This window comes from Methyloversatilis sp. RAC08 (genome assembly GCF_001713355.1).
GTDB lineage: Bacteria > Pseudomonadota > Gammaproteobacteria > Burkholderiales > Rhodocyclaceae > Methyloversatilis.
The window spans coordinates 166,068-186,101 of record NZ_CP016448.1; the positions used below are offsets into that span (position 1 = coordinate 166,068).

At 63.8% G+C, this 20,034-nt stretch carries 21 protein-coding genes; 4 read left to right on the top strand and 17 right to left on the bottom strand.

Annotation, left to right across the window (positions count from 1 at the left end; genetic code table 11):
* Nucleotides 1–21 precede the first annotated feature (21 nt).
* Both BSY238_RS00795 and BSY238_RS00800 read left to right on the top strand, forming a co-directional pair.
* Nucleotides 22–393 carry a cupin domain-containing protein gene (locus BSY238_RS00795; protein WP_069037466.1) on the top strand — a complete coding sequence of 124 codons (372 nt, stop codon included), beginning with the start codon at nucleotides 22–24 and terminating at the stop codon, nucleotides 391–393.
* Entirely contained in the window at nucleotides 390–722 is a 333-nt protein-coding gene (locus BSY238_RS00800; protein ID WP_069037467.1) for a cupin domain-containing protein, read from the top strand. The genes BSY238_RS00795 and BSY238_RS00800 overlap by 4 nt, the downstream gene beginning before the upstream one ends.
* Nucleotides 723–728: 6 nt before the next feature.
* Here the strand turns inward: BSY238_RS00800 and BSY238_RS00805 are convergent, their stop codons facing one another.
* The 17 genes from BSY238_RS00805 to rpsB form a co-directional block, all read right to left on the bottom strand.
* Nucleotides 729–968: a thioredoxin family protein gene (locus BSY238_RS00805; protein ID WP_069037468.1), complete on the bottom strand. Its 240-nt coding sequence runs from the start codon at nucleotides 966–968 to the stop codon at nucleotides 729–731.
* 21 nt (nucleotides 969–989) lie between these two features.
* Nucleotides 990–1,994, bottom strand: coding sequence for a permease (locus BSY238_RS00810; RefSeq protein ID WP_069037469.1), 1,005 nt, complete (start codon nucleotides 1,992–1,994; stop codon nucleotides 990–992).
* Between the two features lie 100 nt (nucleotides 1,995–2,094).
* Nucleotides 2,095–2,694 (bottom strand): ribonuclease HII, encoded by a 600-nt coding sequence (gene rnhB / locus BSY238_RS00815; RefSeq protein WP_069037470.1) that lies wholly within the window; start codon nucleotides 2,692–2,694, stop codon nucleotides 2,095–2,097.
* Nucleotides 2,691–3,848: a lipid-A-disaccharide synthase gene (gene lpxB, locus BSY238_RS00820; protein ID WP_069037471.1), complete on the bottom strand. Its 1,158-nt coding sequence runs from the start codon at nucleotides 3,846–3,848 to the stop codon at nucleotides 2,691–2,693. Before lpxB ends, rnhB begins: the two co-directional genes overlap by 4 nt.
* Entirely contained in the window at nucleotides 3,848–4,627 is a 780-nt protein-coding gene (lpxA, locus tag BSY238_RS00825) for an acyl-ACP--UDP-N-acetylglucosamine O-acyltransferase (protein WP_069037472.1), read from the bottom strand. Before lpxA ends, lpxB begins: the two co-directional genes overlap by 1 nt.
* Nucleotides 4,627–5,061, bottom strand: a complete 435-nt coding sequence (gene fabZ / locus BSY238_RS00830) for a 3-hydroxyacyl-ACP dehydratase FabZ (RefSeq protein ID WP_069037473.1) — start codon at nucleotides 5,059–5,061, stop codon at nucleotides 4,627–4,629. The genes lpxA and fabZ overlap by 1 nt, the downstream gene beginning before the upstream one ends.
* Before the next feature lie 10 nt (nucleotides 5,062–5,071).
* The gene (lpxD, locus tag BSY238_RS00835; protein WP_069037474.1) at nucleotides 5,072–6,112 is read right to left on the bottom strand and encodes a UDP-3-O-(3-hydroxymyristoyl)glucosamine N-acyltransferase; all 1,041 of its coding nucleotides are present in this window, start codon (nucleotides 6,110–6,112) and stop codon (nucleotides 5,072–5,074) included.
* 6 nt (nucleotides 6,113–6,118) lie between these two features.
* Nucleotides 6,119–6,598 (bottom strand): OmpH family outer membrane protein, encoded by a 480-nt coding sequence (locus tag BSY238_RS00840; RefSeq protein WP_190295077.1) that lies wholly within the window; start codon nucleotides 6,596–6,598, stop codon nucleotides 6,119–6,121.
* Nucleotides 6,599–6,671: 73 nt separating this feature from the next.
* Nucleotides 6,672–8,963 carry an outer membrane protein assembly factor BamA gene (gene bamA, locus BSY238_RS00845; protein WP_069037476.1) on the bottom strand — a complete coding sequence of 764 codons (2,292 nt, stop codon included), beginning with the start codon at nucleotides 8,961–8,963 and terminating at the stop codon, nucleotides 6,672–6,674.
* Between the two features lie 19 nt (nucleotides 8,964–8,982).
* Complete coding sequence (gene rseP / locus BSY238_RS00850) at nucleotides 8,983–10,341, bottom strand: RIP metalloprotease RseP (protein WP_069037477.1); 1,359 nt, start codon at nucleotides 10,339–10,341, stop codon at nucleotides 8,983–8,985.
* Nucleotides 10,338–11,498, bottom strand: a complete 1,161-nt coding sequence (gene ispC, locus BSY238_RS00855; protein ID WP_069037478.1) for a 1-deoxy-D-xylulose-5-phosphate reductoisomerase — start codon at nucleotides 11,496–11,498, stop codon at nucleotides 10,338–10,340. Before ispC ends, rseP begins: the two co-directional genes overlap by 4 nt.
* Complete coding sequence (locus BSY238_RS00860) at nucleotides 11,498–12,334, bottom strand: phosphatidate cytidylyltransferase (RefSeq protein ID WP_069037479.1); 837 nt, start codon at nucleotides 12,332–12,334, stop codon at nucleotides 11,498–11,500. Before BSY238_RS00860 ends, ispC begins: the two co-directional genes overlap by 1 nt.
* Nucleotides 12,327–13,043, bottom strand: a complete 717-nt coding sequence (uppS, locus tag BSY238_RS00865) for a polyprenyl diphosphate synthase (RefSeq protein ID WP_083223859.1) — start codon at nucleotides 13,041–13,043, stop codon at nucleotides 12,327–12,329. Before uppS ends, BSY238_RS00860 begins: the two co-directional genes overlap by 8 nt.
* 84 nt (nucleotides 13,044–13,127) lie before the next feature.
* Nucleotides 13,128–13,685 carry a ribosome recycling factor gene (frr, locus tag BSY238_RS00870; protein WP_069037481.1) on the bottom strand — a complete coding sequence of 186 codons (558 nt, stop codon included), beginning with the start codon at nucleotides 13,683–13,685 and terminating at the stop codon, nucleotides 13,128–13,130.
* A gap of 76 nt (nucleotides 13,686–13,761) precedes the next feature.
* The gene (gene pyrH, locus BSY238_RS00875) at nucleotides 13,762–14,475 is read right to left on the bottom strand and encodes a UMP kinase (protein ID WP_069037482.1); all 714 of its coding nucleotides are present in this window, start codon (nucleotides 14,473–14,475) and stop codon (nucleotides 13,762–13,764) included.
* Between the two features lie 10 nt (nucleotides 14,476–14,485).
* A complete protein-coding gene (gene tsf / locus BSY238_RS00880) occupies nucleotides 14,486–15,385 on the bottom strand; it encodes a translation elongation factor Ts (protein WP_069037483.1) in 900 nt (299 codons plus the stop codon).
* Nucleotides 15,386–15,466: 81 nt separating this feature from the next.
* Nucleotides 15,467–16,225, bottom strand: a complete 759-nt coding sequence (gene rpsB, locus BSY238_RS00885; protein WP_069037484.1) for a 30S ribosomal protein S2 — start codon at nucleotides 16,223–16,225, stop codon at nucleotides 15,467–15,469.
* 274 nt (nucleotides 16,226–16,499) lie between these two features.
* On the opposite strand from rpsB, the gene map reads away from it, so the two are divergent.
* Together map and BSY238_RS00895 are read left to right on the top strand one after the other, a co-directional pair.
* Nucleotides 16,500–17,321 carry a type I methionyl aminopeptidase gene (gene map, locus BSY238_RS00890; protein ID WP_069037485.1) on the top strand — a complete coding sequence of 274 codons (822 nt, stop codon included), beginning with the start codon at nucleotides 16,500–16,502 and terminating at the stop codon, nucleotides 17,319–17,321.
* Between the two features lie 3 nt (nucleotides 17,322–17,324).
* On the top strand, nucleotides 17,325–19,907 hold the full coding sequence (locus BSY238_RS00895; protein WP_069037486.1) for a [protein-PII] uridylyltransferase: 2,583 nt from the start codon (nucleotides 17,325–17,327) through the stop codon (nucleotides 19,905–19,907).
* The last annotated feature ends 127 nt before the right edge of the window (nucleotides 19,908–20,034 follow it).

Consider the following 20,034-nt stretch of genomic DNA (forward strand, 5'->3'; position numbering starts at 1 on the left):
GCTGACGTCGATGAAAACCCGATGAAAACCACCCGCACCGACATTTCTGCCTACATCACGAAGGATGGCTCCCAGATCCGCGAACTGATGCATCCGTCGCTGCATGGCGGGCACGCACAAAGCCTGGCGGAAGCGACCATCCCCGCCGGCACGCGCACCCTGCTGCATCGGCACGGCGTGACCGAAGAGCTTTATCACGTGACCGCCGGCCAGGGCAGCATGATCTTGGGCGACGCTTGTTTTGACGTGGCGGCAGGAGATACCGTACTCATTGCACCCGGCACGCCGCACTGCATCGAAGCCACCGGCGCCGGAGCATTGGTCATCCTGTGCTGCTGCAGTCCGGCGTATGCGCATGCCGACACTGAACTGCTGGAGGACGGCGCGCCATGAGCGGCAATCTGTTCGACGACCTGCCGCCAGGTTCGCATGGAACGGAGCGCATCGACACGCTGTGCGCCCGGCCCGGCGTGCGCATCGAACGCATCGTGTCGACCGGCCAGTGCAGTCCGTCCGGATTCTGGTACGACCAGCCGGACGACGAATGGGTGGCCTTGCTGAGCGGTTCGGCGGCACTGCGCTTCGCCGACGAGGACATGCCACGCGCCCTTCAGCCGGGCGACTGGATCTTCATCCCGGCGCACCGCCGTCACCGTGTGGAACAGACCGATGCCGACGTCGCCTCGGTCTGGCTGGCGGTGCATGTGAGCCCGCCGGGCTGAGCGGCTTCAGTCGGCCTTGCCGAGCAATCCGGCGATTTCCTGCTGGCTCAGCACCTTGCCTGCCGACACCAGCTTGCCGTCGATCACCAGCGCCGGTGTCGACATGACGCCGTGGGCGGCGATCTCCGCAAAGTCGGTCACCTTGACGATGTCTGCCTGCTGGCCGCGCGCATCGAGCGCCTTGCGCGTGTTGTCGGCCAGTTCAATGCACTTGCGACACCCGCTGCCCAGTACCTTGATGATCATGTGCGTCTCCTCGTTGAAGCGTCAGACGAATGCGCCTGCAAAGGCGTTGAACAGGAAGCCGATCAGCACGATGCCGCTGGCCACGATGCCGACGAATACCGCCAGCAGCGGCGTGCGGACAACACGCTTGAGCATGATGATGGAAGGCAGCGACAGCGCAGTGACCGACATCATGAATGCCAGCGCCGTACCCAGCCCCACCCCGCGCGCCACCAGCGCCTCGGCGATCGGCAGGGTGCCGAAGATGTCGGCATACATCGGGATACCGATCAGCGTGGCGAGCGGCACCGACCATGGCTTGTCCTGACCGAGCAATCCATCGATCAGGCTGCCCGGTATCCAGTTGTGAATCGCGGCGCCGATGCCGACACCGATCAGGATGTACAGCCAGACCCGACGGACGATGTCGATGACCTGATCGCGCGCGAACAGCAGGCGTTCGCGCACGCCGGGCTCGCTGTCCTCGAGCTGGATGACCGGGCTGTTGAACACGAAAGATTCGATATGGCGTTCCATCCCGGCACGGCTGATCAAGGTGCCGCCGATCACCGCAAGAACGACGCCGACAGTCACGTAGGCGATCGCGATCGGCCAGTTGAAAATGCTTGCCAGCAGGATGACCGACGCCAGATCGACCAGCGGCGACGAAATCAGAAAGGAAAACGTGACACCTATCGGCAGGCCCGCGCTGGTAAAGCCGATGAACAGCGGGATGGACGAGCAGGAGCAGAAAGGCGTCACCGTTCCCAGCAGCGCCGCCAGCACATTGCCGCGCACACCGGTGAAGCGGCCCAGGATGCGGCGCGTGCGTTCCGGTGGGAAGTGGCTCTGCACATATGAAATGGCAAAGATGAGCACGGCCAGCAGTATGAAAATCTTCACCGTGTCGTAGATGAAGAAATGCACGCTGCCGCCGACGCGCCCGCTGACCGGCAGTCCCATGCCCTGCTCCACCAGCTGGCGAACAAGATCCGACAGCCACTGCATGCGCAGCAACTGGTCATTGAGCCAGCCGAAAATGGTCACATGGGGAACGAGCAGAAACGCATGACCCGCATATTAGTCTGCTGAAGCACGCGCGCCTTGTGCGCGATCAATAACGAGGCACTGCGACTCGGAACCTCAGTCAGTCCGGCGTACCGAAATCCAGCGCGCACTGCGCCACCGGCGCAAAGCTGCGGCGATGGATGGGCGATGGGCCGTGCTCGCGCAGCGCCGCCAGATGTTCCGGCGTGGGATAACCCTTGTGACGCGCGATGCCGTACTGCGGATAGCGCTGCGCGAGCGCCTTCATTTCTTGATCGCGGCCGGTCTTGGCGAGGATGGATGCGGCGGAAATCGCCGCCTCGCTGGCGTCTCCGCCGACAATGGCGCGCGCCGGCACGGCCAGCCCGGGCGGCACGCGGTTGCCGTCGACCAGCACTTCGTCCGGCGGCACCCCCAGCGCTTCGACGGCTCGCCGCATGGCCAGCATCGTGGCGTGCAGGATGTTCAGGCGATCGATTTCCTCGACCGTCGCCACGCCGACGGCCCAGGCCAGCGCGCGCTCGCGGATCAGCGGCGCCAGCGCCTCGCGCTTCTTTTCGGACAGCTTCTTGGAGTCGTTCAGACCGTCGATCGGCCGCGCCGGGTCGAGGATGACGGCCGCCGCATAGACCGGCCCGCACAGCGGCCCCCGGCCCGCTTCATCGACGCCTGCGACCTTCCATGCGACGACGTCCGTCACGGTACGGCCGCCGGCAGATGCGGCAGGATGGCGGCCGCTGCGCGCGCCGCCGTGCCCTGCCTCAGTACGCTGTGGATGCGTTCGAATTCGGCGATCTGCGCATCGCGCGCTGCGTCATCGTTGAGCAGGGTTTCGAGCGCATCCGCCAGTTCGCGCGGCGTCGCCGCGTCCTGCAACCGTTCCGGCACGACGAAACGACCGGCCATGATGTTCGGCAGGCTGCCCCAGGGCTGGTAGGCCATGCGCTTCATGATCTGCCAGCTCAGCGCATGCATGCGGTAGGCCATCACGTGCGGTGCGCGACACAGGGCGGCTTCGAGCGTCGCGGTGCCGCTGGCCACCAGTGCCGCGTCGCAGGCCATCAGCGCGTCACGCGCGTGACCGAACAGGATGGTGATCGGAAGCTCCGTCGCCTTGCAGGTCCACAGCGCCTGCTCAAACAGGGCGCGCGTCTCGCGCGTGGCCAGCGGCACGAGAAAGCGCAGCTCCGGATGGCGTTCGTGCAGCAGCCGCGCGGTCTCTATCCATACGGTCGCGTGATAGCGCAGCTCCGACTGCCGGCTGCCCGGCAACAGCGCAACGATATGCGCAGCCTGCGGCAGCGCGAGCCGCTCGCGTGCGTCGATACGTTGTGGCAGCGGAGAAATTTCGTCGGCGAAGGGATGCCCGACATAGCTGACCGGCACGCCTGCCTTTTCGTACAGCGCGGGCTCGAACGGGAACAGGCACAACATGCGCGACACGCTGCGCGCGATGCCCTTGATGCGTCCGCCGCGCCAGGCCCAGATCGATGGGCTGACGTAATGAATGGCCGGCACACCGGCATCGCGCAGGCGACGTTCGAGCCACAGGTTGAAATCCGGCGCATCGACGCCGATGAAGGCGGCCGGCGGTGTCTCCAGCAGGCGTGCGAGCAGCGCGCGGCGGATGCCCGACAGTTCGCGGTAGTGTCGCAGCACTTCGAAATAGCCGCGCACCGACAGCTTTTCGGCGGGCCACCAGGCGTCAAAGCCGGCAGAACCCATGCGCGGGCCGCCGATGCCGACGAAATCGATGTCCGGCCGGACGTCGCGCAGCGCCTTGATGAGGTGCGCGGCCAACTGGTCACCGGATGCCTCGCCGGCGACCATGGCCACCGTGATGCGGGCAGACATTATCGGATGATGCCGCGACCGCCTGAAGCGAGGAAGTCGGACAGCACTGCGACTTCGGGGGTCGCTTTCGCCGCCTCGGCGATGGCCGCCCTGGCGTCGTCCAGGCTCAGTCCTTCGCGATAAAGCGTCTTGTAGGCCCGCTTGATCGCCGAGATGGCGTCACTGCTGTAGCCGCGGCGGCGCAGGCCTTCGCTGTTGATGCCATGCGGCGTTGCCGGCACGCCGTTCGCCAGCACGAAGGGCGGCACGTCCTGCAACACGCTGGAATGCACGCCGCAGAAGCTGTGTGCCCCCACGCGCACGAACTGGTGTACGCCGGTGAAGCCGCCGAGAATGACCCAGTCTCCCACATGCACGTGGCCGGCGAGCGCCGTGTTGTTGGCCATGATGGTGTGGCTGCCGACCTGGCAGTCGTGCGCCACATGCACATAGGCCATGATCCAGTTGTCGTTGCCGACCCGGGTGATGCCGACATCCTGCGTGGTGCCGCAATTCATCGTCACGTATTCGCGCAGCGTGTTGCGGTCACCGATTTCCAGGCGTGTCGGTTCGCCGGCGTATTTCTTGTCCTGCGGATCACCGCCGATCGAGCAGAACGGATGGATCTGGTTGTCAAGACCGATGCGCGTGTGGCCGGCGATCACCACGTGCGGATGCACGCGCGTGCCTGCACCGATCTCGACATGCGGGCCGATCACGCTGTAGGCGCCGATGTCGACGCCGTCAGCCAGCTGCGCCGCGGGATCGACGATGGCGGTCGGATGGACGGTGACAGCCATCAGCTGGGCCGAACTGCACAGAGCAGATCGCACTCGGTCACGACCTGGCCATCCACCTTGGCGCGGGCGTTGTACTTCCAGATGCCGCGTGAGTGGCGGATCAGGTCGACTTCAAGGATGAGCTGATCGCCTGCCATGACCGGCTTCTTGAAGCGCGTGTTGTCGACGCCGCACAGGTAATAGACCGAATCCGCGTCGGGGGTCGTGCCCAGCGTTTCGAAGGACAGGATGGCAGCCGCCTGAGCCAGCGCTTCGATGATCAGCACGCCCGGCATGACCGGATGGTTCGGAAAGTGCCCCGGAAAGAACGGCTCGTTGATGGTGACGTTCTTCAGCGCGTGGATGTACTTGTTCGCTTCGACGGCGAGCACCCGGTCCACCAGCAGGAACGGGAAGCGGTGCGGCAGCGACTTCAGCACCGCGTGGATGTCCATGGATTTCAAGTCAGTCTTCCTTGCTGCTTTGCAGTGATTCGATCTGGCGCTCGAGCGCGCGCAGCCGATCGGCCATGGCGTCGAGCTGGCGGATGCGGACGAAGTTGCGCGACCACTCGGCGTGTTCCATCGACGGCAGCGAACCCGTATAGACGCCGGGCTTGCCGATGGACTTGCTGGCGAAGCTGACGGCCGACACGACGACGTCGTCGACAATGTCGATGTGACCCATGATGTTCGACGAGCCGCCGATCATGCAGCGCTTGCCGATGTGCGTGCTGCCGGCCACACCGGAACAGGCCGCCATCGCCGTGTGGTCGCCGATGTGTACGTTGTGTGCGATCTGGATCAGGTTGTCGAGCTTCACACCATCGCCGATCACCGTGTCGTCCAGCGCACCGCGATCGATGGTTGTATTGGCGCCGACTTCCACGTCATTGCCGATGCGCACACGGCCGATCTGCGGAATCTTGACCCAGCTCGCGTCGGCCTCGCGCGCGAAGCCGAAACCGTCGGCCCCGATGACCGCACCGGAATGCAGGATGCAGCGCTCGCCGATGACCGAGTGGGGATACAGCGTGACGCGCGCATGCAGCCGCGTGCCGGCACCGATCGAACAGGCCTCGCCGACCACTGATCCGGCACCTATGGATACGCCCGGACCGATGACCGCCCCGGCCCCGATGACCGCACCGGCGGCAACCTCTGCGCTGTCGTCGACGAGCGCCGTGTCGTCGACCGATGCATCGGGGTGGGTGCCCGCGCGCACGGCAGGCTCAGGGTTCAGCAATTGCGCGACGCGTGCGAAATACAGCGATGGATTGCGAACGCGGATGTGCGGCCGGTCGAGATTTTCGCCGTCTGCCGGCGCTACGATGAAAGCACCGCCACGGCTTGAATCCAGCGCACTGCGATACTTCGCCCCGGCCATGAAGGCAATTTGCCTGGGCCCAGCGGTGTCGAGAGAAGCAACCTGTTCGATCAACAACCCGGGGTCACCGTGCAGCGTGCCGCCAAGTTGCTCGACCAGAGCGCCAAGTCTGGCTGGCATGCGCAGTTACTTTCCCGGAGGGGGATCTGCGAGCGCCTTCAGCACCTTTTCGGTGATGTCGATACGCTGACTGCGATACACCACTTCCTGAAAGATGATGTCGTACTTCTCGGCCTCTGCAATGGCCTTGATCGCCTTGTTGGCGCGATCCAGAACGCTGGCCAGTTCTTCGTTGCGCCGCTGATTCAGGTCTTCGCGGTACTCGCGCTCGCGCCGCTGCATGTCACGGGTGAGATCGTTGAACTCACGCTCTTTCGCCCGCTTGTCGCTCTCGGACAAGGTGACCGCGTTCTTCTCCATGGTTTGCTGCATCGACTGCAGCTGCTTGGCCAGTTTTTCGAGTTCCTGGCTGCGCTTTTCGAATTCCTTTTCAAGCTTCTTCTGCGAACGGACGGCCGGCGCCGCTTCGCGCAGGATGCGTTCCGTATCCACGAAGCCGATCTTCACATCCGTTTCGGCATGCGAATTCTTCGCCAAACCCGCCATCACCAGTGAAATCAATGCGATAAAGGCGAAGCGTGAGAAAATACTTGAACTGTTCATTCGTGGTATTCGAGGTTCAGAAGGTACTGCCGAGCTGGAACTGGAAGCGCTGCAGGCGATCCGTGGGCTCCTTGTTGAGCGGTTGCGCGATGCTGAACTTCAACGGCCCCATGGGTGAGCTCCATGCCACGGAAAGGCCCGCACTATAACGCAAATCGCCCAGGCTCAGCGTGTCGCCGGACGCCCAGACCTGCCCTGCATCGATGAAGGTACCCAGCCGCAGCGTCTTGTCCTGCGACCCGGGCAACGGGAAAAGCAGCTCTGCGTTGCCGACAACCCGGCGATTGCCGCCGACCGTATTGAACAGGATGTTGCCGGCGCCGTCGCGATCACGCTCGCCGAGTGACGAGGTCTGGAAACCGCGCACCGATCCGATGCCGCCTGCGAAGTAGTTCTTGTAGAACGGCAGCGGCTTGTCGTTGTATCCATCGCCGTAGCCGATATCGCCATTGAGCATCAGGACGAAATCCCAGAACAGTGGAAAGTAGCGCTGATGCTGATACGACGCCTTGTAATAGCGCAGCGATCCCGGCGGCAGCGAAACTTCGACGTTCACCCGCTGCGTCGACCCCTTGGTCGGGTAGATCACGCTGTCGCGGGTGTCGCGAGCCCAGCCTATCGTGCCCACCAGGGAGTTGTTCGAGTCGCCGAATTCATTGACGAAATTCAGGTAGCGCTGCGGGCTGTTGCTGAACGTGTCGATGGACGTCTGGTCGATCGCGAGTCCGAAATTGATGCGGTCGTCTTCGCGGATCGGAAATCCCCAGCGCATGCCGGCGCCGATCGATGACGTGCGGTAGTTGCCGATGCGCAGACGCGACGGATCGACGTTGCGCAGATACACGTCAAAACCGCGCGATATGCCGTCCGGCGTGTAGTAAGGATCCGTGAAGGACAGCGAATAGGTCTTGTTGATGCTGCCGCTGTTCAAGCCCAGCGACAGCGACTTGCCGCTGCCGAACAGGTTCTGCTGCGACACCGACGTGGACAGGATGAGGTTTTCCGAACTGGAAAAACCTGCGCCGAACGCCAGATTGCCGGTCGGCTTTTCCTTCACCGTCAAGTTGACATCGACCTGATCGGTCGTTCCAGGGACGGCGGGCGTTTCGACGGTGACACCGTCGAAATAGCCCAGACGGTCGACCCGCGATTTCGAGCGGTTGATCCGTTCGCCGTCATACCACGCGCCTTCCAGCTGGCGGAATTCCCGCCGTACCGCCTCGTCGCGCGTCTTGGTGTTTCCGGCAACGTTGATCCGCCGCACGTAGACCCGGCGGCCCGGATCGACAAATACGTTGAACGACACGGTGCGCTTTTCGCGATCCGGTTCCGGTACGGCATTCACGTTCGCGAAGGCATAGCCGTCGTTGCCCAGGCGATCGCTGATCGCCTTGGTCGTTTCGGTGAGCTTCTTGCGCGAAAAATCCTCTCCGGCATTCAGCTTGACCAGACCCCGCAATTCTTCTTCGGGAATCAGCAACTCGCCGGACAGCTTGACACCGCCGACGGTGTACTTTTCGCCTTCGGTGATCGAAATCGTGATGTAGATGTCCTGCTTGTCCGGCGTGATCGACACCTGGGTCGAGTCGACGTTGAATTCGAGATATCCGCGGTCGAGATAATGGCTGCGCAGCGTTTCAACGTCGGCGCTCAGCTTCTGGCGCGAATACTGGTTGTTCTTGTTGTACCAGCTCAGCCAGTCGCCGGTGCTCTGGCTCAGCAGCTTAAGAAGATCCTTCTCGCTGAAGGATTTAGCGCCGACGATGTTGATCTGCTTGATCTTGGCTGCCGCCCCCTCGTTGATTTCGAAGGTGACCGCCACGCGGTTGCGCTCCAGCGGCGTCGTCGTCGTCTTGACGTCAACCGAGTACAGCCCGCGCGTCAGGTACTGACGCTTCATTTCCTGCTCGGACCGCTCGAGCACGCTGCGGTCGAGGATGCGCGATTCGGCGAGGCCGAAATCCCGCATCGCCTTCTTGATAGTGTCCTTGTCGAATTCCTTCATGCCGATGAATTCGAGCGACGCAATGGCCGGCCGCTCGTCCACGACGACGACCAGCACATCACCTTCGACTTCGACCCGCACATCCTTGAAGAAGCCGGTCGCGAACAGGGCCTTGATGGCTTCCGCCGCCTTGTCTTCGGTGAATTTCTCGCCGACCTTCACCGGCAGATAGCTGAATACCGTGCCCGCTTCGGTGCGCTGGATGCCTTCGACCCGGATGTCCCGCACCACGAAGGGCTCGAAGGCGAAAGCATGGGCTGACAACAATCCCGCGAGCACGGCGGGAAGCAAAAACTTGCGCATTGGGGATTTCAGCGGGCAGTCAACCGAAAAGCCGATTGATATCGTTGTAGAAGGCGAACGCCATGAGCATCAGCAGCAAGGCCAGACCGATCTGCTGACCGATTTCCATGACTCTTTCAGACACCGGACCGCCCTTGATAAATTCGACCGTATAGTACATCAAGTGTCCACCGTCCAGCAGCGGCACCGGCAGCAGGTTCAGCACGCCCAGACTGATGCTGATGAGGGCGATGAACTTGATGTAATGCAGCGCGCCCATGGCGGCAGACTGCCCTGCGTAGTCGGCAATCGTGACCGGCCCGCTCAGGTTTTTCCACGACAGATCGCCGGTGATCATCCGGCCGAATGCCTTGAGGCTGAACAGCGCCGTGTCCCAGGTCTGCGTGACCGCAAGGCCGAAGGATTCGATCACCCCGTGCTGCGCCGTGACGAACAGCCGCTCGCGCAGTCCTTCCGGTGTTGCGGGTGTAACGCCAAGCCGGCCGAAACGCTGGCCCCCCTCTTCCACCGCAGCCACGTCGGCATTCAGATCGAGGGCGACGCCATCGCGCAGCACCTGAATCACCACCACGCGACCACCCAGTTCGCGGACGATGCCGACCATTGAAGCCCAGTCATCGACCGGCTTGCCGTCGATCGCAACGATGCGGTCACCCGGCCGCATGCCGGCCTTGCCGGCGGCACTGTCGTCGGCGACCGTTGCGACGACCGGATCGATGCGCGGCCGGAACAGCGTCAGACCGGCGCGCTCCATCAGGCTGGCGTCCACCTCGGAACCGATGCCCGCCAGGTCGATGCGCCGACTGTTGATTTCGCTTTGCTCGCTGATCGTTTCCATCACCAGCGTGCCACCCTGCAGAGCCGCCTGCGCAACACTCCAGCGAAGATCCTGCGCGGACACGATGTCCTTGCCATTGATCGAACGCACCAGTTCGCCTTCGGTCACGCCGGCCACCGCCGCTGGCGTACCGGCTGCCGGCGCGGCAAGCAGCGGACGCAGCTCTTCCATGCCGTTGATGAACAGGCCCCAGTAGATCAGGATGGCCAGCAGGAAGTTGGCGATCGGCCCGGCCGACACGATGGCGAAACGGCGTCCCACGCTCTGTCGATTGAAGGCACGCGGAAGCTCCGATGCCGCGACCTCGCCTTCGCGTTCGTCCAGCATCTTGACGTAACCACCGAGCGGAAACAGCGCCAGTACCCACTCGGTCTGGTCCCGCCCGACGCGACGCGACAGCAGCGGCCGGCCGAAGCCGACCGAAAACCGCAGCACCTTGACGCCACACAGCCGGGCGATGCTGTAGTGACCCAGCTCGTGCACCGTGATGAGGATGCCGAGCGCCAGAACAAAGGCGCCGGCGTAGAAGAAGGGACTCAAGTGCGTGCCCTGATGGCGCGCTGCGCGATCTGGCGGGCAGCGGCGTCGGCGGCAAATACGTCGTCGAGTGTGGTGGCAGGCATGTCGGGCAGCGTATCCAGGGTTTCGGCAATCACATCCGCTATGGCACGGAAACCGAGCCGACGTTCCAGGAAAGCCGCGACCGCCACTTCATTGGCGGCATTCAGTACGGCCGGCGTACCGTGACCGGCAGCCAGCGCGGCGAACGCCAGCCGGAGGCAGGGAAAGCGGTCCAGATCAGGGCGTTCGAACACGAGGTTGGCCGACATGGCCAGATCGAGCGCGCCGACCCCGGACTCGATGCGTTCCGGCCACGCCAGTGCATGCGCAATCGGGGTGCGCATGTCCGGATTGCCCATCTGCGCGAGCACCGAGCCGTCGACGTATTCCACCATCGAATGCACGATGCTCTGCGGATGGATCACCACATCGATGCGCTCGGCCGGCGTATCGAACAGCCAGTGCGCCTCGATCACCTCGAGGCCCTTGTTCATCATGGTCGCCGAATCGACCGAAATCTTGCGCCCCATTTCCCAGTTCGGGTGGGCACACGCCTGATCCGGCGTCACGTGGTCGAGCTGGTCGAGCGGCGTGCAGCGGAACGGTCCGCCCGACGCCGTCAGCAGGACCCGCCGCACGCCCGCCCTGCCCTGCGCCGGCATGCACTGGAAAACCGCGTTGTGCTCGCTGTCGATGGGCAGCAGCGTGGCGCCGTTCGACGCCACCTCGTGCATGAACACCGCGCCGCACATGACCAGGCTTTCCTTGTTGGCCAGCAGGATGCGCTTGCCCGAGCGCGCAGCCGCCAGCGTCGGACGCAGGCCGGCCGCACCGACGATGGCTGCCATGACGGTATCGACCTCGGGCAGCGCAGCGATCATTTCGAGCGCTTCGCTGCCATGCAAGACTTCGGTCGACACCCGCCCTGCCAACATGCCGCGCAAGGCGCTGGCCGCATCCGCGTCCGCCACGACGGCGACTTTCGGTGCAAAGGCGAGACATTGTTCGGCCAGCTTGTCGATCTGACGGTGACCCGACAGCGCCACCACCTCGAAACGATCGGGGTGCCGCGCCACGACATCCAGTGTGCTGACGCCGATCGATCCGGTGGCGCCAAGTATGGTCAGTCTGCGCATCACGTCTGCGCTCCGGGAAGTAGGTTGAGCAGGGCAAATCCGATCAGCGGCAGCGTCGCCGTCAGGCTGTCCACCCGGTCGAGCACGCCGCCATGTCCGGGCAGCAACTGGCTGCTGTCCTTGATGCCGGCCTGGCGCTTCATCATCGATTCGAACAGGTCACCGACGATGCTGACCGCGGTGAGCAGCAGCAGTATCACCGACCAGACCAGCCAGGCGGGCATGTCCGCCTCCGCGAACAGTAACGGCTTTATCGCCAGACCATAGCATTGCACGGCGATCACCGCACCGAAGGCGCCTTCCCACGTCTTGCCCGGGCTGATCGCCGGCGCAAGCTTGTGGCGCCCGAATGCGCGACCCGTGAAATACGCGGCGATGTCGGCGATCCACACCACGGCCATCAGCAGCAGCAGCGGCACGAGGCCTTGCGCGCGCAGCTGTATCAGCGCCAGAGCGGGAGGCAGCAGCACGACCAGGCCGGTCAGTGCCATCCAGAAACCCGACGGACGTCCGCCGCGCCACATCCATACCGGCACGACGATCAGCCAGAACACAATGGCGAGCGCGTGCAGCGCCGACAGCGGACGCATGGCCTGCGGCAACACGCCGGCCGGTCCGAAGGCAAACGCCGCTGCAGCGGCAACGAGCAGGAAGGTGATCAGTCCGGAGCCGATGGCACCGCCGGGGGCAAGACCGCTCAGACGACCCCACTCCCAGCCGGCCAGACCGAGAATGACGGCCACCAGCCAGCCCCAGGCAGTGAGATCGAGCAGGGTGAGCGCAGCGTACAGACCTGCCAGCAGCGCAATGGCGGTCAGTACCCGCTGCTTAAGCATGCCGGCCGACCGCGCCGAGCGCGGCTGCCGTGGCAGCCTGCACCTGTTCGCTGGTGCGCCCGAAACGGCGTTCGCGCTGCTGGAACGACGCGATGGCTTCATCGACCGCCGAGCCGTTGAATTCCGGCCACAGCTTGTCGGTGAAGTACAGCTCGGTATAGGCAAGTTGCCAGAGCAGGAAATTGCTGATGCGCTGCTCGCCGCCGGTGCGGATGAACAGGTCGGGTTCCGGCGCGTAAGCCATCGCAAGATGAGGGGTCAGATCGCTCTCGACGAAGCCTTCCCGCCGCGACGGATTGGCCTTCAGCATGCGCTCCGTCGCCTGCAGGATGTCCCAGCGGCCGCCGTAATTTGCGGCAACCGTGAGATGGAGTCCGGTATTGCCAGCGGTCAGCGCTTCGGCGCTGCGGATCATGTCGATCAGCTTGGGTTCGAAGCGCGACAGGTCACCGATGACGCGCAGCCGTATCGAATTCTCGTGCAGACGGACGACTTCCTCTTCCAGCGCGCGCATGAAAAGCTGCATCAGGAAGCTCACCTCTTCCGGCGGACGACGCCAGTTTTCCGAGCTGAACGCAAACAGCGTGAGGTAACCGACGCCGCGCTCGGCACAGCGCGACACCACCGCGCGCACGGCTTCGACCCCCTTGCGATGGCCAGCCACCCGCGGCATGAAGCGGCGACGCGCCCAGCGGCCATTGCCGTCCATGATGATGGCAATGTGCTGCGGAACTGGCAGGTTACCGCCGTCGACCGGCTTGCTGGAGCGCGAGGACACGATGCGGGTTCGGCCTCAGACCGCCATCAGGTCTTGTTCTTTCTGCGCCAGCAGCTTGTCGACCTCCGCAATGTAGCGGTCGGTCAGCTTCTGGATATCGTCTTGCGTACGCCGCTCGTCGTCTTCAGAAATGGTTTTGGCCTTGACTGCGTCCTTCAGCACGCTGTTCGCGTCACGGCGCAGGTTGCGCACCGCGATGCGGCCGTTTTCGGCCTCGCCGCGCACCACCTTGATCAGTTCCTTGCGCCGCTCTTCAGTCAGCGCAGGCATCGGCACGCGCACCACATCGCCCATCGCCGATGGGTTCAGGCCGAGATCGGAATCGCGGATAGCCTTCTCGACCACCGGCAAAAGTTTCTTTTCCCACGGCTGCACACCGATGGCACGTGCGTCAATCAGCGTGACGTTGGCCACCTGGCTGAGCGGCACCATGGAGCCGTAGTAATCGATCTGGATGTGGTCGAGGATGCCCGTGTGGGCGCGTCCGGTACGCACCTTGCCGAAGTCGGCCTTGAGCGACTCCAGCGTCTTCTGCATCTTCTGTTCTGTGGTTTTCTTCAACTCGGGGATCATGAAGTCGCCTCTTGTTGGAAGTTGCGGCCGCTCGTCGGCAGCCTGTTGAGCCATGGCGAGCGCAATACACGCACCACTATATATGGACCAGCGTACCCTCGTCTTCGCCCATCACCACGCGCTTGAGTGCGCCCGGCTTGAAAATGCTGAACACCTTGATCGGCAGTTGCTGGTCGCGGCACAACGCGAGCGCAGTGGCGTCCATCACCTTGAGGTCGCGGCTGATCGCCTCGTCGAAGCTGATGCGCTCGTAACGGGTCGCGTCGGGCACCTTCATCGGGTCGGCGCTGTACACGCCGTCGACCTTGGTCGCCTTGAGCACGATCTCTGCCTCGATCTCGCGTCCGCGCAGCGCAGCCGCCGTGTCGGTCGTGAAGAACGGGTTGCCCGTGCCGGCGGCGAAGATGACGACCTTGCCCTCTTCCAGATAGCGGATTGCCTTGCCACGGATGTAGAACTCGACGACCGGCTCGATGCTCAGCGCGGACTGCACCCGCGCCGCGACACCGGCCTGACGCATCGCGTCGCCGAGCGCCAGCGAGTTCATCACCGTCGCCAGCATGCCCATGTAGTCGGCGGTGGCGCGGTCCATGCCGGCCGCGCCGCCCGCCACCCCGCGGAAAATGTTGCCACCGCCGATCACCACGCCCACTTCCACGCCCAGGGCGCGGATTTCGGCGATCTCCGCGACGATGCGGGCCAGCATGTCTCGGCTGATGCCGTAGTCGTCGTCGCCCATCAGGGCTTCACCCGACAGTTTCAGCAGTATCCGGCGGTAGGCAACAGTCATGCAGGCTCCTTCAGCGTGCTGCAGCGGCTGCAGCGGCCTGTGCGGCCACTTCGGCAGCGAAGTCGGTCGTCTTCTTCTCGATGCCTTCGCCGACCAGGTACAGCGTGAAGCCGGCGATCTTCGCCGACTTCGCCTTCAGCAGCTGTTCGATGGTCTGCTTGCCGTCTTCGGCCTTGACGAAAACCTGACCAAGCAACGTCACTTCCTTCAGGAATTTCTGCACCGAGCCTTCGGCGATCTTGGTGATCATGTCTTCCGCCTTGCCGGCTTCGCGCGCCTTTTCGATCGCGACGCGACGTTCGGCTTCGATCAGGTCGGCCGACACACCGCTCGAATCGAGCGACTTCGGCTTCGACGCGGCAATGTGCATTGCCAGGTCCTTGGCCAGCGCTTCGTCGCCGCCGACAACATCGACCAGCACGCCGATCTTAGAGCCGCCGTGCACGTAGCTGGCGACCTTGCCTTCGGCGGCAATGCGCACGAAACGGCGGATCGACATGTTTTCGCCGATCTTGCCCACCAGTGCAGCGCGCGTCGATTCGACCGTGCCTTCGCCCATCGGCAGCGCCGACAGCGCGGCAACATCCGCCGGATTGTGCTCGGCGATCAGCTTTGCGCTGCCATTGACCAAGGCGAGGAAATCATCGTTCTTCGCCACGAAATCGGTTTCGCAATTGACTTCTACCATCGCGGCAAGCTTGCCATCGGCCGACAGGTAGAGGCCGACGATGCCTTCGGCCGTCACGCGGGCGGCCGCCTTGCTGGCCTTGTTACCCAGTTTCACGCGGAGGATTTCTTCCGCCTTCTGCAGGTCGCCACCGGCTTCGGTCAGCGCCTTCTTGCATTCCATCATCGGAGCGTCGGTCTTCTCACGCAGCTCCTTGACCATTCCTGCGGTGATTTCCGCCATGCTGATTCCCGCCTTCCATCTGCTGTTCGTGCAATTCGTCAAACACCCGACGACCGCGCGAGCGGCCGCCGGGACGGTTCATCAGGCCTGCGGTTCCGCTTCGGCTTCGACTTCGACGAATTCGTCGTCGCCCTTGAGCTGCGCAACCAGTTCCTGGGCGGCACTGTTGCGGCCTTCCAGGATGGCGTCTGCCACGCCCGATGCGTACAGGCGAATGGCACGGCTCGAGTCGTCGTTGCCCGGAATCACGTAGTCCACGCCGAGCGGCGAGTGATTGGTATCGACCACGGCAATCACCGGAATGCCGAGCTTGTTGGCTTCGGTGATGGCAATCTTGTGGAAACCGACGTCGATCACGAACAGCGCATCCGGCAGGCCGTTCATGTTCTTGATGCCGCCGATGCTCTTCTGCAGCTTGATCAGCTCGCGCTGCAACACCAGAGCTTCCTTCTTCGGCATGCGCTCCATGCTGCCGTCCTCGACCAGTTGCTCGAGGTCCTTCAGACGCTTGACCGACAGCTTCAGCGTCTTGAAGTTGGTCAGCATGCCGCCGAGCCAGCGCTCGTCGACATACGGCACGCCTGCGCGCTGTGCTTCTTCGGCCACGATTTCGCGGGCCTGGCGCTTGGTACCAACCAGCAGGACGGTGCCCTTGTTGGACGACATCCGGCGAATGAAGGCCATTGCCTCGTTGTAGCGGGCAACCGTCTTTTCGAGGTTGATGATGTGGATCTTGTTGCGATGGCCGAAAATGTACGGGGCCATCTTGGGGTTCCAGAAGCGGGTCTGATGTCCGAAATGGACACCCGCCTCCAGCATTTCACGCATGGATACGGACATTGAAGTCTCCGATCAGGGTTTAACCTCCGCCCGGCCGTGTTCGCAGCCGCAACTTCCGGCTACGCACCCTATCGGTCGAGCTGCCGAATCGACGGCAGCACCGGGCGTGTGGATTTGTCTGACGTACCGGAAAGGTACTGGAATCAAACAGCCCATGATTCTAGCAGCCGCACTGCAACAAACTCAAGCGCTCCAGCATGCAAGCGTTTGCCGCCGTCGGGCGCTTCGGCTAACCTGAGCGGTCCCCAAGCGTATTCGAAGAGCCGTTACTCCTATGAGCGTCACCATCAAGACTGCGGAAGAAATCGAAAGCATGCGCGTCGCGTGCAGACTGGCGTCCGAGGTGCTCGATTTCATCGAACCGCATGTCCAGCCCGGCATCACGACGGAAGAACTTGACCGGTTGTGCCATGACTACATGGTGAATGAGCAGAAAACCATCCCGGCGCCGCTCAACTATGCGCCGCCGGGCTACAGCCCGTTCCCGAAGTCGATCTGCACGTCGGTCAACCATGTCGTGTGTCACGGCGTACCGGCTCCGCGTGCCCTGAAGAAGGGCGACATCGTCAATCTGGACATCACGGTGATCAAGGACGGCTTTCACGGCGACACCAGCCGCATGTTCATGGTCGGCAGCGAGGTCAGCAAGCAGGCCAGCCGGCTGTGCCAGATCACCTTCGAATGTCTCTGGCTCGGCATTTCCCGCGTGCGGCCGGGCGCGCGCCTGGGAGATATCGGTCACGTGATCCAGCGGCATGCCGAAACGAACGGCTTTTCGGTGGTGCGCGAATTCTGCGGTCACGGCATCGGCCGCAAGTTCCACGAGGATCCGCAGGTGCTCCATTACGGCAAACCCGGCACCGGCATGGAACTGCAGCCCGGCATGATCTTCACGATCGAGCCGATGGTGAATGCCGGCCGTGCCGCCGTGTCCGAGCTGGCGGATGGCTGGACCATCGTCACGCGCGACCGCACGCTTTCTGCGCAGTGGGAGCATACGGTTGTCGTCACCGAAGAAGGATACGAGGTGCTGACGGTATCCGATGGCTGCCCACCGCCACCTGCGTTGATCGGCGACGTCCGCGGAGCGGCCTGACGGGTGGATACCCCGGCCGGCACCGACGCGCTGCGCCTGCTTGCGGCCACGCTGCGTGCCGAACTGTCGGCTGCCCAGCAGCGCCTGCGTGAAACGTTCGAGCGTGACGGCAACAGTCAGCGCCTGCTGCGTGACCGCGCCCGCGCCGTCGATGCCGCCCTGCGCCAACTCTGGGCGGCGGCCGGCATGCCGCGCACGGCGGCGCTGGTCGCTGTCGGCGGCTACGGTCGCGGCGAGCTCTATCCGGCGTCGGACGTCGATCTGCTGTTCCTGACCCCGCCGCAACTGTCGCCGGACACCGAGGCGCGGCTGGAAATGCTGGTCGGGCTGCTGTGGGACATCGGACTGGACATCGGCCACAGCGTGCGTTCGGTGGCCCAGTGCGTCGACGAGGCGTCGCGCGACATCACGGTCGAAACGACGCTGCTCGAAGCGCGTCTGCTGGCTGGCTCCCGCGGCATGTTCCGCGAGCTGAGCCAGGCGCTGGCAACCCAACTCGATCCGGGCAGCTTTTTCAAGGCCAAGCGCCTGGAGCAGGACGAACGCCACCAACGCTATCAGGAAACCCCCTACAGCCTGGAGCCGAACTGCAAGGAGAGCCCCGGCGGGCTGCGCGATCTGCAGGTGATCCAGTGGATCGCGCGCGCCAGCCGATTCGGCTCGACCTGGGCCGAACTGGCTGCGCGCGGTCTGATCACTCCGACCGAATCGCGCCAGTTGCACCGGATCGAACGCTTCATGCGCGATACCCGGGTCCGCCTGCATCTGATCGCACGCCGGCGCGAAGACCGGCTGATCTTCGACCACCAGGAAGCGCTCGCTGCGGCATTCGGCATGCCTGCCACACCGACGCGCCGCGCCTCCGAAGTGTTCATGCAGCGCTATTACCGCAGCGCGAAGATGATCACGCAGTTGAACACCATCCTGCTGCAGAACATTTCGGCTGCGCTGTTCCCGTCCGACGACACCGTCGTGCAGCCGATCAACGCACGCTTCCAGTCCAGTCGCGAACTGCTCGACGTGGTGTCGGAGGACGTGTTCGAAAACACACCGAGCGCGCTGCTCGAATGTTTCACGCTGCTGCAGACGCACCGCGAGCTCAAGGGCATGACGGCGCGCACGCTGCGCGCATTGTGGCGGGCGCGCCGCCTGATCGATGCGAAGTTCCGGCGCGACCCGAAGAACCGCATGCTGTTCCTGTCGCTGTTCCAGCAGACGCGCGGCCTGGTGCATGAAATCCGCCGCATGAACCAGTACGGCATTCTGGGTCGCTACCTGCCCGCCTTCGGCCGCATCGTCGGCCAGATGCAGCACGACCTGTTCCATGTCTACACCGTCGATCAGCATATCCTGCAGGTGATGCGCAACGTGCGTCGCTTCACGATGGCCGAGCACGCGCATGAATACCCTCTGCTGTCGCGGCTGATCACCGCGTTCGAACGGCGCTGGCTGCTCTACCTGTCGGCGCTGTTCCACGACATCGCGAAGGGCCGCGGCGGCGACCATTCGCAGCTGGGCATGCGCGACGCACGCCAGTTCTGCATACAGCACGGCATCGATGCGGAAGACGCGGATCTGGTGGTGTTTCTGGTCGAGCACCACCTGTCGATGTCGTCGGTCGCGCAGAAGCAGGATCTGTCCGATCCCGACACCATCCGTGCCTTCGCCGCACTCGTGCGGACCGAACGCCGCCTGACGGCGCTGTACATACTGACCCATGCGGACATCCGCGGCACCAGCCCCAAGGTGTGGAACGCGTGGCGCGGCAAGCTGCTGGAAGATCTGTACTTCTCGACCCTGCGCGCGCTGCAGGGCGAAAGCCCTGGCGCCTCCGGCAGCCCGGACCGGCAGGAAGAAGCACGCCACCTGCTGCGCTACTTCGGCCTGCGCGAAGGCATCGAAAACGAGTTCTGGGCCAGGCTCGACACCGTCTACTTCATGCGGCACGAGGCGGACGAAATCGCCTGGCACACGCGCATGCTCTATTTCCAGGCCAACGCCAGCACGCCGGTCGTCAAGGCGCGGCCCAACCAGGTCGGCGACGGCCTGCAGGTGATGGTCTATGCGCCCGATCAGCCCGATCTGTTCATGCGGCTGTGCGGCTTCTTCGGCCGGCTCGGCTACAGCATCGCCGATGCCAAGATCCACACCACGACCGACCGGCACGCGCTGGACAGCTTCATCCTGCTCGATCCGAACCGGCACCTGAATTCGCGCGACATGATTGCGCTGATCGAAACCGGGCTGGCCGAACGGCTGCAGAACCAGACGCTGGCCGAGCAGCCCGTCACCGGCCGGCTGTCGCGCGAGGTCAGGCACTTCCCGATCACGCCCGAAGTGCTGATCAAGCCGGACGAACGCAAGCAGCACCACATCATGCACGTGACGGCCGCCGACCGGCCAGGCCTGCTCTACTCGGTGGCCCGCGTGCTGGCCGCGCACCACATCAATCTGCATACGGCCAAGATCACCACCCTCGGCGACCGGGTGGAAGACGTGTTCCTCGTTTCCGGTGCCGAACTGGAAAAAAGCACGACCCTGATCCGGCTCGAACAGGAACTGCTCGGAGAACTCGCTATTCTCTAGTGCTGCTGTTCTGCATGACGAGAATCGACGCCCCGCGCCACACGCCCCATTCAGACATCGCCCCGGACACCCGATATAGACCGCGCGCAGGCGCTCGATCGCGCCCTGAAAAAGTTTCCGCACGAAC

Coding starts and splice junctions, on each gene's coding strand:
- BSY238_RS00800 (WP_069037467.1), top strand. CDS start 390: ATGAGCGGCAATCTGTTCGACGACCTGCCGCCAGGTTCGCATGGAACG.
- ispC (WP_069037478.1), bottom strand. CDS start 11,498: ATGCGCAGACTGACCATACTTGGCGCCACCGGATCGATCGGCGTCAGC.
- BSY238_RS00795 (WP_069037466.1), top strand. CDS start 22: ATGAAAACCACCCGCACCGACATTTCTGCCTACATCACGAAGGATGGC.
- bamA (WP_069037476.1), bottom strand. CDS start 8,963: ATGCGCAAGTTTTTGCTTCCCGCCGTGCTCGCGGGATTGTTGTCAGCC.
- lpxA (WP_069037472.1), bottom strand. CDS start 4,627: ATGGCTGTCACCGTCCATCCGACCGCCATCGTCGATCCCGCGGCGCAG.
- lpxB (WP_069037471.1), bottom strand. CDS start 3,848: ATGTCTGCCCGCATCACGGTGGCCATGGTCGCCGGCGAGGCATCCGGT.
- fabZ (WP_069037473.1), bottom strand. CDS start 5,061: ATGGACATCCACGCGGTGCTGAAGTCGCTGCCGCACCGCTTCCCGTTC.
- frr (WP_069037481.1), bottom strand. CDS start 13,685: ATGATCCCCGAGTTGAAGAAAACCACAGAACAGAAGATGCAGAAGACG.
- BSY238_RS00805 (WP_069037468.1), bottom strand. CDS start 968: ATGATCATCAAGGTACTGGGCAGCGGGTGTCGCAAGTGCATTGAACTG.
- map (WP_069037485.1), top strand. CDS start 16,500: ATGAGCGTCACCATCAAGACTGCGGAAGAAATCGAAAGCATGCGCGTC.
- BSY238_RS00840 (WP_190295077.1), bottom strand. CDS start 6,598: ATGGCGGGTTTGGCGAAGAATTCGCATGCCGAAACGGATGTGAAGATC.
- pyrH (WP_069037482.1), bottom strand. CDS start 14,475: ATGACTGTTGCCTACCGCCGGATACTGCTGAAACTGTCGGGTGAAGCC.
- lpxD (WP_069037474.1), bottom strand. CDS start 6,112: ATGCCAGCCAGACTTGGCGCTCTGGTCGAGCAACTTGGCGGCACGCTG.
- uppS (WP_083223859.1), bottom strand. CDS start 13,043: ATGGACGGCAATGGCCGCTGGGCGCGTCGCCGCTTCATGCCGCGGGTG.
- tsf (WP_069037483.1), bottom strand. CDS start 15,385: ATGGCGGAAATCACCGCAGGAATGGTCAAGGAGCTGCGTGAGAAGACC.
- BSY238_RS00860 (WP_069037479.1), bottom strand. CDS start 12,334: ATGCTTAAGCAGCGGGTACTGACCGCCATTGCGCTGCTGGCAGGTCTG.
- rpsB (WP_069037484.1), bottom strand. CDS start 16,225: ATGTCCGTATCCATGCGTGAAATGCTGGAGGCGGGTGTCCATTTCGGA.